The organism is Kitasatospora sp. NPDC001683 (genome assembly GCF_053596495.1).
Genome location: NZ_JBSFGK010000059.1, coordinates 1 through 12,897, shown reverse-complemented (window position 1 = coordinate 12,897; position 12,897 = coordinate 1). Strand labels below are relative to the sequence as shown.

The window sequence follows — 12,897 nt, the reverse complement described above, 5'->3', positions numbered from 1 at the left end:
GCCGATGAGCCCGGCCGAGGCGATCGTGAAGCTGGTCCTGCGCGGGCAGGACCCGGACGGACGGCTCCGAGAGCTGGTCACCGACGCCCTGAGCCGCGCGGACGGTGACCTCGCGCGGGGGCTGACGCTGGCGGACCTGGCCACGGCTTGGCGCCCGCTGGTGATGACCTCGGACAAGCTCGCCTCCGCCTTTGCGCTGGAGCGGCGCTCGCCGTTCCTGGCGCGGGACCCGGTCGAGTTCGCCTACCGGCTTGCGGTCGAGCACAAGATCGCCGACCCGGCGGCCGGGAAGCGGATCCTGCGCGACGCGGCGAAGGCCCTCGGCCTGCCGCGGGAGGTCTGGGGCAGCCGGGACAAGCTCGGCTTCGCCTCCCCGGTCCCGAGCTGGCTGTCCGGCCCGCTGGAGCCCTGGGCGAGGGCCCAGATCAGCTCGGCACTCGACCAGGCCCCGCGCGGGCTTCAGCCGCTGCTGGCCGGCGGCCTGCGGCCGGGCGGGCGGGCGGTTCGACCGCACCCGGATGCAGGCCCTGATGGCGGCGGCCTGGTTCTCCCGCCACACGCTGGCCGCTGCGGCATGACGGACAGTCGGCTCATTACCGTGAGCGCATGGACTCCCAGACTCTCCCCACCGCCGTCCGCCGCCGAACCGCGCGGAGCGGTCGCGATCATCACCAACCGCTGCGGCGAGCTCCTGCTGCACCTGCGCGACGACGTCGACGGCATCGCCTGGCCTGGTCACTGGACCAGGTCGCCGGAGTTCCTGCGCGAGTCCTTCGCCATCCTGGACACCCTGCGGCCGGACCGGATCGCCCTCGGCATCGAGGACGGCGACACCAGCAGCGAGGCCGTCTTCCGGGCCGTCCATGCCGACATCCTGGCCAAGGGCTCCCCGCTGATCGTCACCGGCATCGCAACCGCCGAGCTGATCAAGGGCGTCGCGAACGCCTTCCTCGCCACCAAGATCAGCGACGTCGCCCCCATCGAGCTCAGCGCCTGACGCGCCAACCGAGTGCCCCTGAGCCGTCCGGCGGCCCAGGGGCACTCTGCATTCAGCACGGTGGCGCGCTGGTCGAGCGGCTCCAGGTACTGGCGGGCGAGGTCGCGGTGGTCCGGACCACCGCGAAGTCCCGGCCGCGGGCCCGGCGCCTGGACGGCCGCGCTACTCGATGGCGAGGCCGAGCGCGGCCCGGATGCCGACGGCCTGCGCACGGGCCCCGTGGCTGCAAGCGGTCGCGACATCCTGTTGTGCGCTTGTGCCGTCGGAGGCGGTCCGCAGCGATGCCAGCGCCGGGAGCATCTGGGCGAGTTCGGCCTTCAGGTCGGCTGCCGGCTGCCGAACCCGGTCACTCCAGGTGGTCGAATCCAGCGTCATCAACTCCGCGTTGACAGTGCCCGACAACCGGTCCGCCCAGGGCCGCACACTCGTCGGATCGGCGTCCAGATCCATGCTGCGGGGCGCGCCAGCCAGCTCGCTCTCCATCCGGTCGGCAACCTGGAGATAGCTGATCTGCTCCGCGGTCAGGTTCGTCTCGTCCCGCCGCAGCGAGCCCGTCCGTTCGCCGTCGTCGTCGGCGAACCAGCAGACGATCCGGTGTCCCGAGCCATCCCAGGACCGCTCGTCCGGCATGTAGTCATGGACGCGCACGGAATGAGGCACGGCCCAGGTGTCCATCGCGTAGCCGTTCTGCTGCGACTCGCAGGCTTTGGTCGTCTCACGCTGGAGCGGGTACGGTCCCGGGTAGGACGGGTCGTCCACGGGTACCACAGCGAAGACCTCGCCGGAGTGGCGCTCCGTACAGGACACTGGTCGCACCCTGGTGCGGCTCTTCGCAGCATCGAGCGCTTCGAAACAATCACCGCGTCGGAGGCTGAACACGCTCACCGTGTCTGAGGGATCGGCGCGGCCGGCCAACAATGGCACGACGGAGTACCCGAACAAGCCAAGGCCAGCACCGACCGCGAGCAGCAGTGCCCACAACCCGGACAGGGCGATACCGGCGATAGCCAGGCCACGACCCCGCTGGTTGCGCCGGGGGATGACGCGAATGGCCGCGATGCCGAAGCCGAGGCCCGCGACCCAGAGGAAACAGGCGGCACCAAGAATGCCGGTCACCAGCGAGGTGATCGCATAACCGTTCCACCCGCCGGCGCGCGGCGCGGCGCCCGGGCCGGACGGCGGAGCCACCACCAATGCGTGATCGCCCTGGTCCGGACAGCTGTCGTCCGGCTGGTTCCTGGCATTCGGCATGGCTGACTCTCCCCCTGGTACGCGCCGCGTAGCGGCTCGTGGCGTTCGACGGCTGCGCGAATATAGCCGACTGCCCAGCGCGATCTGCTTACGGGCCACCGTAGGGGACGGCCAGCCAGCGCGGAGCGTCAGTTCGATGCTGGCAATGCGGCTGGCCAGATCCTTGCGCGCCGGAACCGGTCCGTGCGGGAGACCTTCGACCGAGCCGCGGCTGCCGCCAGCGCGGCGGCCAGCTCCTGGTCCTCGGCGATGCCGATCGCCGTGAGCAGGTCCTGCTGCTCCTGGTCGAGCTCGGCGAAGCCAGCCCGCTGCGCCATCATCCAGCGTCCGAGCTGCTCGCCCTCGAACACGGTATCCACGGGCAGCGTGGCCCAGTCGACCAGGCCGTCGCACCGAGCGTTCGCATCGTGAGACTCCGATGCCACCGTCGCTCGGTTATCGATCTTCACGCCCATGTGCGAAGTCCGGGGCTAGCGGTTCGTCGGCGTGCGGGTCCCTGGACGGCTTCCGTCGGTGGGGCCTGAGGGTCAGCCGATGACGGGGTAGACCGCGAGTGCGGATCCGCTGGCGGAGGAGAGGGCAACTCCGGCGTAGCTGTTGACGAGGACGGGTGCGACCTCCGGGTCGGTCGGCACGTCCTGGCCGGTGACCGCGTTGAGGGTCACGGCCCCGTTGCCCGTCTTTCCGTAGACGGTGCCGTGCCAGACCGCGGTCACCTCGGGTGCGACCCGGGTCTTGGCATCGTCGGGTAGCTTCCACAGCGTTTTGCCGGTGGGAGGGGTCGAAGGCGAAAACGGTGGCGCCCGCGCAGACGGTGACGGAGCGGTCGTCGTAGGTGCACTTATGGGTGTAAGCGCCGTTGCTGAGGTCGGCGACCTGCTGGCCGGTCGTGCTTCCAGGAGCCAGACGAGGCCGTCGTCGCGGACGGTCTGGCCCTGGAAGACGACGCGGTTGGGTCCGGCGGGCTGCAGAGTGGCGCTGTACACGCCCTTGTCCGAGTTCCATCCGATGTTGCGCTCACCGACGACCAGGTCCTCGGCCTCATTCCAGGGACCTCCTGGTCCAGATCTCCTTCCTGGCGGTGAGGTCCACGGCTGTAAGGATCGCCGTGATCTTGTTCGGATCGGTCGGGTCGGAGCCTGCGACGACCGCCGTCGAGCCGCGCACTCCGAGCACTTCCAGCGCCGTGATGGCGGGGGCGTTCTGGGGGCGGCCGACGGGTACCCTCCAGACCTGCTGGCCAGGACCGCATCGGTGCTGCCCGAGTGGACCAGGAAGTAGTCCGTGCTCGTGAACTCCTCGCCGCTGTTGAGTGCACGACGATCGCGAACCCACCCTCCAACGGGACCGTGAACGCCGGCCAGGCCGACTTGTCGTGCAGCCGCTCCAACATGGCACCAGCATCAGCGGCGTCCACACCGAAGGCCTCCGGCGACACGTCATCGCACAGGTCGGCCAGGTGCGCGGCCCAGAACCCAGGCTCGTCCAGCAGTGGGAAACCGTCCACAACGGGAGCCGACGACTACCAATGCCGCGCCATCACCATGCCGTGATTCTGGCGCACGAAGATCCGCTCTGTTCGACCACCCCAGGAGCTACCAGAGATCAACTCGACCGCTTGGCACCGTGAGGTGTCTTGATGCCCGTCCCAGGCGGGACGGCCTGTCCTCCGAAAAAAAATGATCTTGACTGATTGACAGGTGACTTCGACCGGTCAGGGCAGGTAGGGGTACAGCTCCACCTGGTCCGCTTTGACGCCGATCTCCACCCAGGCGCTGTCGGGCGGCGGCGGTGAACCGACATCGAACAGCACCTGCGTGTCACCCAGCTCAAGGACAGCAGTGCCGTCTTCGGTGAGCTGGAGGCGTCCTCGGAGGACGACTTGGCCGGCCTCCTCGCGCACCCCCGGTTCGGCGAGTGAGGTCAGCCGTGTGTCGCATCCCCACAGGAGGTCCGAGTCGACGGTCCACTCGATGTGGTGCCAGCCAGTCGCGTCGTCCAGGCCACCGCGCCATACCGCCATGGCGCTGCCGACAGGGGTGTGGACCCGGACCCTCGGCAACCCCGACGGATCCAGCGGCAGCAACTCGGTACGCACCAGCACGCCAAGATCATCCACCACTGGGGCCGGCGCCGCCAAACGAGTGCACGGCCGTCCTATGGCTCTGGTGGCACGGCCGGTGCGGGCAGGTCGAGAACTCGGGCAATGGCGGCAATGACCGGATCAGAGTGCTCGGGCATTTGCTGACGGACCCAGTCGGTCGCCAACGCGAGGAAGTTGGTCAGGTCACGCTCGGCGCCGGCGAGCAGGTGACGGAGCTCGGTCACGGACAGCTCGATCACCGGGCTGTCACTCTGCTCGGCGTTGACGGTGAGCCGGACGGTGTCTCCGAAACGTTCTGCAATCGGTGACACGGGCTCGTGGCCGAACTCAAGCAGACTGCCGCCATCGACGAACACGTGCCAGTCGCGCCAGTCTTCCAGTCCGTCGCAGCAGCCAGGCTGGAAGGTGACCCCCGTGGAGTGGTCGGTGACTCGCAGGCCACCGGCTGCGTAGAGGTGGTCGAAGGTCAGCAGTCCATGAAGGAGGGACTCGACCGGGTCAGTCGGCCGTGGCGGGCGGTCCCCGTGGGGGGTCGATGTCGTTGCAGCCGATGATGCGCATCATCGCCTCCCGACCTCGGCGGGTGAGAGTTCGCAGTTCAGGGGCAGGAAGGCGAGCGGCTCGATCCTGGAGATAGGCCAGAGGTCGAACCCCTCGGGGATGTTGATCTCCAGGACAGGCTGCATCACGATCACCTGGCGCAGTGTTCCGCACTCTTGCCCGTATCGCCTCTCGATTACGCCGAGCATTCTCGCCTCTTCCGGAACCTGAACCGGACGGGGAGCCGAGCACCTTCGGTCGTACTGACATGAGCAGACACAGTTGCCGCCGACACCTCACCGCGCCGGCCGCCAGGTGGGGCCAAACAGAAGGGTCTGGTCCAAGTTGTGTGACGCGGCCACGCAGCGTTACGTCGGAAGGCCCCCGCTGATCACCCGCGCGCACTGAGTCGCTCCACCCGGCCGTCCCGGCCGATATTCGGTTGCACCCGCCACGGAGCATGACTCCAATGTGACGGGGCACCACGCGTCGTGGAGCCCTTCACCCGGGGAGGCCACGGCACCAATGGACATCCGCACCACGACCGACCAGGAGCGCGATCTCTTCGTCGCCACCGTCCACATCGCGTTCGCCCGCTTCCCGGACACCCCGAACGAGGACGGCAGCGGAGTGTTCTGGGCGGCGTACGAAACGGACCGTTGCCTGCTCGCCCGGACCGAGGACGGCCGACCGGTCGGCACCGCCGCCGCCTACTCCTTCGAGCTCACCCTCCCCGGCGGGGCCCTCGTGCCGGCCCCCGGGGTCACCGCCGTCGGCGTCCTGCCCACGCACCGACGCCAGGGCGTGCTCACTGCCATGATGCGGCATCAGCTCGCCGAGTTCCGCGACCGCGGGGAGTTCCTCTCCGTACTGCTGGCCTCCGAGTCCCAGATCTACGGCAGGTTCGGTTACGGCCCGGCAACCTACACCGGCCGGCTGACCGTCCCGCGCCACCGCGCCGCCCTCGACGCCCCCCGGGCGGGAGCCCACACCCCGGAGATCGGCTCGATCGAGATACTGAACCGCGCCGACTGCGGCGAGCTCCTGGAGCAGCTCTACGACCGCTACCGCCGTGCCCAGCCCGGCGCGATCTCCCGCCCGCCCCACTGGTGGGCCCTGGGCGCCGGCATGCCCCCGGTCGCCCCGGCGCCGCGCTACGTCGCCGTCCACCGCGACGCCGACGGCGTCCCGGACGGCTACGCGACCTACTACCTGGACGGCGCGGGCACCCTGACCATCGACGAAACGATCACCACGAACGACACCGCCGCCACCGCCCTGGCCCGGCTCGCCCTCGGCCACGACCTGGTCACCGAGGTCGTCTTCAAGCACGTCCCGCCGGACCACCCGCTGCGCTGGCAGTTGGCGGACTTCAATGCCGGCCAGAAGAGCAGCGAGACCGACTGGCTCTGGGTCCGGCTCCTCGACATTCCGCGCGCCCTGACTGCCCGCGGCTGGTTCACCGACGGCGAGCTTGTCCTCGACGTCACCGACCCGTTCCTCGACGAGCACGGCCGCTACCTGCTCACCGTCCAGGACGGCAAGGCCGACTGCGTCCCCACGGACCGCAAGCCCGACCTGTCCCTGGACGTCCGCGACCTGGGCGCGATCTACCTCGGCGGCACCACTCCGAGCGCCCTCGTCCGCGCCGGCCACATCCACGCCCACCACCCGGACGTGGCCGCCCGCGCCGACACCCTCTTCCGCGCCGAACGCTCCCCGCACTGCCTGCACTGGTTCTGACCGCGCGCGGCTGCAGACAGGGGCCGCGGTGGTCACGCAGCGTCAGGCGAGAAGGACTCGCTTGCGTGGGAGTGCGAAGCCGACGCGTCCGAACATTTGTCGTTTCAGCATGATCCGGTTGACGGCTCCCTCGACGGGGCCAGAGTTCCAGTGGCTGGTGAGTCCGGCCTCGACAGCGGCGCAGTCGCTGTTCAGGCCGGCGGCGAAGGTGCGGGCAGGTCGGGGGCCGTGGCTTCGGTGATCAGTCGGTGAGGTGCTCGCCTTCCAGGAGGGTGAGCATGCGGGCGAAGGTGGTGACCAGGCGCGCGGCGGTGTCGAGCTCGGGGCAGTGCGCCAGGACGGCCTTGCGTTGGACTGCCTCATCAGGGGTGAGGCCTGCTGGGTGGCGGGTGAGCCAGCCGGTGACCTGCCGGACCGTGGGTGCCGGGGGCGGTGGCGGTACGCTGTCCGCAGCGGTCAGGGCGTGCTGCTTCCAGACGGCGAGGATCGTGTAGCTGCCCCGGTAGCCCCGCCGTTTGATCTCCTCCAGCAGGGCCAGGCCGGTGATCTTCCCTTCGGTCTCCTCCCAGCGCTGGGCGAGGTAGGCCTTGTAGGGGTCGAGCTTGCTCGCTCGGGGAAGCTGGCCTTTGACCATGTCCTGCCAGTGCTTCGCCCTGGCATAGCGTTGCACGGCGTGGCGGCCCCAGCCCAGGAGGCGGGCGACCTCGCGCAGGCTCATGCCGCTTGCCAGCAACTGGTGGACCAACGCGTGGTGTTCGCGGCGGCGGTCGGCCATTCGTCCGGTCGGGTTGGCCGGCCCGGCCGTGTCGCTGCCGGTGGGTAGCGGGGCCTCCCACTGGGGCTCGGGTGCCGGCTCGACGACGGGCAGGCTGGTCAGGCAGGCCCGGTGGTCCATGACGGTGCGCTCGACGGCGCGGACCAGGTTCGCCCACAAGTGGTACCGATCGGCAACCTGCCCGGCCTGGGGCGCCGCGGTGTCAGCGGCCTCCGCGTAGGCGCTCGCGCGGTCCCGGCAGATCACCTCGATCTGTGGGTGGGCGGCCAGCCATGGGGCGAGCGTGGCCGCGTCGTGCTCGGGGAGCAGGTCCAGGACCCGGTGGGTGCACCAGCATGGACGAGATCGCGGCCATGGCGGCCGTGTCGAAGCAGACCGTCTACAAGCAGTTCACCGACAAGGAGACCCTGTTCGGCGCCATCATCCTCAACGCCAGCAGCAAGGTCGGCCTGTTCGTCGACGCCATCACCGCACTCCAGGACACCGACGACCTCGACCGGGACCTGCGCCAACTCGCCCGCCACTACATCTCCACCGTCATCCAGCCCCAGGGGCTGCGACTACGCCGACTGCTCATCGCCGAAGCCGACCGCTTCCCCGAAGCGGCCCGTGATTACTACCAGCGGGCGCCCGAGCGCACCGTCAGGGCCCTGGCCGACTGCTTCCAGCACCTCGCGGGGCGCGGATTGCTGCGGGTCGACGATCCGCTACTCGCCGCCAGCCACTTCGCCTGGCTCATCCTGGCCATCCCGATGGACCACGCCATGTTCCACGGCTACGACGGGGACCCAGCCCGCAGCCGACCTCGAACGCCTCGCGGACGAAGGCGTCCGCGTATTCCTGGCCGCCTACCGCTGACGCCAGCCGCCAGGCCTGCGCGGTGATCCATCTGCTGGCTCACTTCGCATCTCACGCCAGCGCCCGCCCTCAGCATCGATCGCGTCATCCCAAGGGGAGACTTCCGGACGATCTCCCAGCGGCCCCAAGGCGCTAGGGCGTGTTTCGAAAGTGCTGGTCACAGCCACTCGTTGATGGCTACGATCAGCACGGTCGCTTCGTAGCGGACAGCGAGTTTGTCGTATCTCGTGGCGACCGCGCGGTGGCGCTTGAGGCGATTGGTGCCGCACTCCACGGCATGGCGCTCGCGGTAGTCGTCCTTGTCGAACTGCGGTGGCCGACCGCCGCGGGAGCCGTGCTTCCTGCGGTTGGCGATCTGGTCGCGCTTCTCCGGGATCGTGCAGCCGATACGACGTCTGCGCAGGTAAACGCGGTTCGCGCGGGAGCCGTACGCCTTGTCAGCACGGACCTTGTCCGGCCGGGTACGAGGGCGCCCCGGGCCGAGACGCGGCACCCGGATGCGGCCCAGGACGACCTGAAACTGCGGGGAGTCACCCCGTTGTCCGGCGGTGATCACGAGCGACAACAGCTTCTGGGTCTGCTCGACGGCCAGGTGGATCTTGGTGGTCAGTCCACCGCGAGAGCGTCCGAGTCCGTGGTCATCAGGCTCGGCGAAGACGCCGCCGGGTGGCTCGACCTGTAGATCCCCTTTTTGCGCGCGCCGGCCGCGTGCTGGTGCGCGCGGGCGATCGTGGAGTCGACGGAGATGTCCCAGGTGATCAGGCCCTTCGCATCCGCGCGGGCCTGCAGCTGCTCGAGGATCCGGTGCCACGTGCTGTCGCGCTGCCAGCGACGGAAGAGTCCATACACCGTCTCCCACGGCCCGTACCGCTCGGGAAGATCCCGCCACGGTATGCCGGTGCGTGTGCGGAACCGTATGCCGTTGATCAGCTGCCGCTTGGTGTGCACCGGCGGCCGACCGGCCTTGACGCCCCGCGGCAACAGAAGTTCCAGCACCGCCCAATGCGTGACTGACAGATCTCCCCGAGCCATGGAACGTGATCATCGCACGACCTTGATCCACTTCTGAACAGACCCTAGCATGCGTGGGTGAACCTTTCGCATCTCGGCGTGCCGATCGGGCCGATGACCCGCGTCCATGGCGGGTTCGCCAACCGGATGTACCGGCTCGACACCGACCAAGGGTCGTTCGCCGTGAAGGAGTTGAACCTCGTCGACCGTCGCTGGACCTATCGCGTCGAGGAGGTGTTCAGGTTTGAGCGGACGGCCTTCGCCGCCGGTGTCCCGATGCCGGAGCCGATCTCGGCCAGCCACGACACGCTCGTTCACCGATGGGTCGAGGGAGAGAAGGTGCCCGAAGCACCGGTGTCGGCGGCGTACGCGTTCGAGATCGGTGAGATCCTCGCGCGCATCCACGCGCTCGACGTCGCGTGGACCCATGTGTCGATCGAGGACCCGACGCCACGGGACTGGCCCGAGCTCGCCGCGCGGGCGGTGGCGACCGGACAGCCGTGGGCCGACGAACTCGCCTCCCACGTCGAGACGTTCCTCGCGATCGCCCACTTCGTCGACACCTGCGAACGGCCAGGCCCCGTCGTGCTGACCCACGGGGACATCCAACCGTGGAACCTGCTGGCCCGAGAGGGTCGGCCGGTGGTGCTCGACTGGGAGCTCTCGGGGATGCTCGACCTGTCCGGTGAGCTCGGCTCCACTGCGCTGAGCCTCGCCAAGGGGCCTGGCTTCGACGACATCAAGCCCGCCATCTTCCGCTCGGTCCTCGACGGCTATGTCGCGGGGGGCGGAGCGCCGCCGCCGTCAGGTCCAAGCTGGTTCGCGTACATGATCGGCGGCTGGCTGGGGCACACGAGGTGGAACATCCTCCGGTGCCTCGCCGCTGTCGAGGCAAGCACCGGCCCCGACCTCGCGCTGTCGCACGAGTCCGCGCGCAACGGCGTGCGCGGCCTCCCGGTCCTGTTCGGCCGACTTCCGGAGCTCGAGGCACTGCTCGTGTGACAGCGACCTGAGTCGCTATGGGAAGACAGGACTCCCTCCTCACCGATCCATGGATGCTGGTCCGGCTTCTGGCCGACGGCTTGCCAGACAGCATCTGCCGCAGCGAACTTCACATCACCGGGGCCCGTGTCCGCTGGTGCCGTGACGATCTCGACGACGGAAACGGACACGCCACGGGCCTCTTCGGGAAGCCGCATGAGCGCGTACCAAGTACCTTCCCGCGCCTCTGCCAGGATGCGTTGATCATCGGAACGGCTGGCGCACGGCGCGGTGCCGTAGGACCGGCCGCGCCAACCGAACATGTCGGGGCCCATCCGGACCTCTGGCTCGGTGGCCACGGCTCCGTGCACGGTGACCTGTGCGAACCGCGCCCATCGACTTGTCTGGCGCAGCAGCCTGTATTTCCCTCCACGATCCACATTCTCCCGCACGCTCCTGAGCGCGGGTCCCACAAAGATCACTTCTGAAACACGCCCTAGGTGTTCTGACTCGTGAGGTTGGGGACGCGGCTGGCGGGTGGCTTGCCTGCGAGTGCTGTGTGGACCGCGCGACCGCCCGCCCGGTGCGGCGCTACGAACGCGCCGCACCGGGCGGTGCGAGGTTGACGGGGGATGGTCGGGCAGTCCTGGGTGCCCATTGGTCGGCTTGCCTTCCGGCTGTCCCCACAGCTCCGAGAGTGCTGGCTTGTGGGCCACCGTGGTCTACACCGCGGGGGCGGCCGGGGTCAGTGATCCGAGGACGTCGACGAGGGCCTGCTCGAAGAAGGGCTCGGGGTCGGCGAGGGTGAAGTCGAGGTGGCCGAAGGTCTCCAGCGCGACGAGGCCGTAGATGCGGGTCCAGGCCTGGACGAAGCGGTGGATCACGGGCAGCGGGACGTCCTCGGTGAGGTGTTCGCGCAGGTCGTCGAACTGGGACCACCAGGTGGGGGCTGGCTCCGGTGTGCGCGGGGTCGGGACGGATCCTTCGCGCCAGAGCTGGGTCATCAGGCCGAGGAAGACCTGGCCGAAGCGCCAGCTCGCTTCGTGCGCGGGGTCGGTGGGGGCGGTGCCGGCGTCGGCGTCGGGCTTGCCGAAGAGCAGGGTGAACTCGCTGCGGTTGGTGAGCGCCCATCGGCGCAGGGCGCGGGCGGCAGCAGCGAGCCGCTCGGCGGTGGGCGCCTCGGGCCGGGCATCGCGGGCGGCTTCGAGATCCGCGGCGAGGTCGCGGTAGAGATCGGCGACGACGGCCTGGACCAGGGCGCGGTGGTCGGGGAAGTAGCGGCAGACGCCGGGGGCGGTCATGCCGACCTCACGGGCGGTGGCGCGCAAGGTGAGCGCGGCCGGGCCGTCGGCGGCGAGCAGGTGCCGGGCGGCGGTCAGGATCTCCGCAGTCGTCTGTTCGCGCTGGCGTTCGCGGCGGGTGAGCGGCTGGTCGGGCATCCCGGCTCCACTTGACTTTGCTGACACTGTTAGCGGTAGCTTACACCGTCAGCACTTGCTGTAGGCGTGGACGGACGAGGACCGCCCCCACGCCTCGTCAGCCTGCCTTCACCCCAGGGGGATTCACGCGATGTACATGGTCATGCTCGGTTACTTGTTCTCTCCGCAGTGGCTCGCCCTGCCCCGCTCGGAGCGGCAGCGGCTCAAGGCGGCCCACATCGCGCCGCTGGTCGAGAAGTACGCCGACCGGGTGCGAGCCCGGTTCTTCGACGCGGAGGCGTTCCAGACCCGGTTCAGCGACTTCGCGCTGCTGGAGACGGCCGACCTGACGGCCTACTACTTCCTCATCGAGGAGCTGCGGGACACCCCGCTGGTCGGCCAGGGCTACCTGACCTTCAAGGACGTCGTGCTCGGCATCGAGGACGGGCACGAGCACTTCGAGCGCAGCCTCGCCGCCGAGGCCGCCGCATGAGCACGCCGATCGCCTTCATTCGGGCGCTGGTGTGCGCGTTCCTGCTCGACACGCTCGCGCAGGCGGCGCTGGCCGGCCTGTTCGTCACCGGCGACGTCGACCTGCTCGCTTGGCACGACGCGAACGCCCAACTCCTCGCCGCGCTCGCCGCCGCGCTGGTCGGTGCCGCCGTGCTGCTGCGCGTGCGCGGCGGCGGCCCGGGCTGGCCGATCGCGGCGACCGGTGCCCTGCTGGTCCTGGTGCTGGGGCAGCAGGGTCTCGGGCAGGCCCGGATACTCGCCGGTCACATCCCGCTCGCGCTCGGGATCTTCGGCACCGCGACTGCGCTGACCTGCTGGTCCTTCACCTACCGCCCCGTTCCCGGGGAGGCGTCGTGAGGCCGCGGCTGTCGCGCCGCAGCGCGCTTGGGCTGCTCGCCGGTGCCGGTGCCGCCGTCACACTGGGCGCCGCCGGCTACGGGCAACTTGCCCGGCCCTCCACCGGGCGGCTGCTGTCCAGCACGGCCGAGCTGCCGGAGCCGTTCAAGGTGCCGCTGCCGGTCCCGGCCACCGCCCGGCCGGTGGCAACGGATGGTGGCCGGGACGTGTACGAGGTGACGCAACGCGAGGCCGAGGTCGAGATCCTGCCCGGCCTGAAGACCACCATCTGGGGCTATGACGGCGGTTTCCCCGGTTCGACCTTCGTCGGGCGCCGGGGCCGGCCGGTGTCGGTGCGGGTGCGCAACCG

15 protein-coding genes and 1 pseudogene are annotated in these 12,897 nt (G+C 69.7%); 7 read left to right on the top strand and 9 right to left on the bottom strand.

All coding sequences use genetic code 11. From position 1 onward, the window contains the following. Window positions 1-4: 4 nt before the first annotated feature. On the top strand, window positions 5-997 hold the full coding sequence (locus ACWCYO_RS27430) for an asparagine synthase-related protein (protein WP_449785675.1): 993 nt from the start codon (window positions 5-7) through the stop codon (window positions 995-997). 162 nt (window positions 998-1,159) lie between these two features. On the opposite strand, the gene ACWCYO_RS27425 is transcribed toward ACWCYO_RS27430, so the two are convergent. From ACWCYO_RS27425 to ACWCYO_RS27400, 6 genes are all read right to left on the bottom strand, one after another. Beyond that, window positions 1,160-2,248 (bottom strand): DUF4190 domain-containing protein, encoded by a 1,089-nt coding sequence (locus tag ACWCYO_RS27425; protein ID WP_449785674.1) that lies wholly within the window; start codon window positions 2,246-2,248, stop codon window positions 1,160-1,162. A gap of 128 nt (window positions 2,249-2,376) precedes the next feature. Next, on the bottom strand, window positions 2,377-2,703 hold the full coding sequence (locus ACWCYO_RS27420; protein WP_449785673.1) for a helicase associated domain-containing protein: 327 nt from the start codon (window positions 2,701-2,703) through the stop codon (window positions 2,377-2,379). Between the two features lie 72 nt (window positions 2,704-2,775). Continuing rightward, complete coding sequence (locus ACWCYO_RS27415) at window positions 2,776-2,964, bottom strand: hypothetical protein (RefSeq protein WP_449785672.1); 189 nt, start codon at window positions 2,962-2,964, stop codon at window positions 2,776-2,778. Window positions 2,965-3,962: 998 nt separating this feature from the next. Continuing rightward, window positions 3,963-4,352: a hypothetical protein gene (locus tag ACWCYO_RS27410; RefSeq protein WP_449785671.1), complete on the bottom strand. Its 390-nt coding sequence runs from the start codon at window positions 4,350-4,352 to the stop codon at window positions 3,963-3,965. Window positions 4,353-4,405: 53 nt separating this feature from the next. After that, window positions 4,406-4,708 carry a hypothetical protein gene (locus ACWCYO_RS27405; protein WP_449785670.1) on the bottom strand — a complete coding sequence of 101 codons (303 nt, stop codon included), beginning with the start codon at window positions 4,706-4,708 and terminating at the stop codon, window positions 4,406-4,408. Between the two features lie 204 nt (window positions 4,709-4,912). Continuing rightward, the gene (locus ACWCYO_RS27400; protein WP_449785669.1) at window positions 4,913-5,038 is read right to left on the bottom strand and encodes a hypothetical protein; all 126 of its coding nucleotides are present in this window, start codon (window positions 5,036-5,038) and stop codon (window positions 4,913-4,915) included. A gap of 379 nt (window positions 5,039-5,417) precedes the next feature. On the opposite strand from ACWCYO_RS27400, the gene ACWCYO_RS27395 reads away from it, so the two are divergent. Further along, window positions 5,418-6,635, top strand: coding sequence for a GNAT family N-acetyltransferase (locus ACWCYO_RS27395; protein ID WP_449785668.1), 1,218 nt, complete (start codon window positions 5,418-5,420; stop codon window positions 6,633-6,635). A gap of 241 nt (window positions 6,636-6,876) precedes the next feature. Here ACWCYO_RS27395 and ACWCYO_RS27390 read toward each other — a convergent pair whose 3' ends face one another. Then, window positions 6,877-7,725 carry a transposase gene (locus ACWCYO_RS27390; RefSeq protein ID WP_449785692.1) on the bottom strand — a complete coding sequence of 283 codons (849 nt, stop codon included), beginning with the start codon at window positions 7,723-7,725 and terminating at the stop codon, window positions 6,877-6,879. Window positions 7,726-7,745: 20 nt separating this feature from the next. On the opposite strand from ACWCYO_RS27390, the gene ACWCYO_RS27385 reads away from it, so the two are divergent. Next, on the top strand, window positions 7,746-8,294 hold the full coding sequence (locus ACWCYO_RS27385) for a TetR/AcrR family transcriptional regulator (RefSeq protein WP_270140074.1): 549 nt from the start codon (window positions 7,746-7,748) through the stop codon (window positions 8,292-8,294). A gap of 131 nt (window positions 8,295-8,425) precedes the next feature. Here the strand turns inward: ACWCYO_RS27385 and ACWCYO_RS27380 are convergent. Next, window positions 8,426-9,300, bottom strand: a protein-coding gene (locus ACWCYO_RS27380; protein WP_449785667.1) for an IS5 family transposase whose coding sequence is annotated in 2 segments (ribosomal slippage) — window positions 8,426-8,919 and window positions 8,919-9,300 — 876 coding nt in all. Because the reading frame shifts where the segments join, the coding sequence is not laid out codon by codon here. 57 nt (window positions 9,301-9,357) lie between these two features. Here ACWCYO_RS27380 and ACWCYO_RS27375 point away from each other — a divergent pair. Continuing rightward, a complete protein-coding gene (locus ACWCYO_RS27375; RefSeq protein WP_449785666.1) occupies window positions 9,358-10,281 on the top strand; it encodes a phosphotransferase family protein in 924 nt (307 codons plus the stop codon). Between the two features lie 701 nt (window positions 10,282-10,982). Here the strand turns inward: ACWCYO_RS27375 and ACWCYO_RS27370 are convergent. Further along, window positions 10,983-11,699 (bottom strand): TetR/AcrR family transcriptional regulator, encoded by a 717-nt coding sequence (locus ACWCYO_RS27370; RefSeq protein WP_449785665.1) that lies wholly within the window; start codon window positions 11,697-11,699, stop codon window positions 10,983-10,985. A gap of 154 nt (window positions 11,700-11,853) precedes the next feature. Here ACWCYO_RS27370 and ACWCYO_RS27365 point away from each other — a divergent pair, with 154 nt between their 5' ends. The 3 genes and pseudogenes from ACWCYO_RS27365 to ACWCYO_RS27355 form a co-directional block, all read left to right on the top strand. Continuing rightward, entirely contained in the window at window positions 11,854-12,171 is a 318-nt protein-coding gene (locus ACWCYO_RS27365; protein ID WP_449785664.1) for a darcynin family protein, read from the top strand. Beyond that, window positions 12,168-12,548: a hypothetical protein gene (locus tag ACWCYO_RS27360; RefSeq protein WP_449785663.1), complete on the top strand. Its 381-nt coding sequence runs from the start codon at window positions 12,168-12,170 to the stop codon at window positions 12,546-12,548. Before ACWCYO_RS27365 ends, ACWCYO_RS27360 begins: the two co-directional genes overlap by 4 nt. Beyond that, window positions 12,545-12,897: pseudogene (locus ACWCYO_RS27355) on the top strand (multicopper oxidase family protein); the annotation flags it as partial. The gene ACWCYO_RS27360 and the pseudogene ACWCYO_RS27355, both read left to right, overlap by 4 nt.